The sequence below is a fragment of the Pseudomonas sp. S36 genome (assembly GCF_016647875.1).
GTDB classification, from domain to species: Bacteria; Pseudomonadota; Gammaproteobacteria; order Pseudomonadales; family Pseudomonadaceae; genus Aquipseudomonas; species Aquipseudomonas parafulva.
This window is the reverse complement of record NZ_JACVVG010000107.1, coordinates 1-334: the sequence shown is the minus strand read 5'-3', so window position 1 is coordinate 334 and position 334 is coordinate 1. Positions and strand designations below refer to the sequence as shown.

The window sequence follows — 334 nt, the reverse complement described above, 5'->3', positions numbered from 1 at the left end:
GCTGGTTTCACCTGCTTTGAACACCACGGTGGCGTTGTTGCTCAGGGTGACAGTCAGGTCCTTGTCCAGTGCACGGTTCAAGCTAAGGGTGAAGGTCGGTGCCGTAGCCTCGTTTACAGAGGCCTGGTTGGCGACGATGTTGACCTGTACCAGATCGCCCTGGCCAGCAGGCTCGTCAGTCACGGCGGTGGTGACCGAGTTTTTGCTAGCCACCAAGTTCTCGAACTGTTTGTCGCCAGCCACTGCCAGGTCGGTGATCGCCTTCACGATCGCAGGCTGACCACCCACATACACGTCGTCTGGTGCGTTGATGCTCACGGTGCCGCTGGCGGAG

Annotated in this window: 1 protein-coding gene; it reads right to left on the bottom strand. The window is 59.6% G+C overall.

What is annotated here, in order from left to right:
• On the bottom strand, positions 1-334 hold a 334-nt coding region (locus tag IAE36_RS23495), incomplete at both ends, for an immunoglobulin-like domain-containing protein (RefSeq protein WP_201214974.1).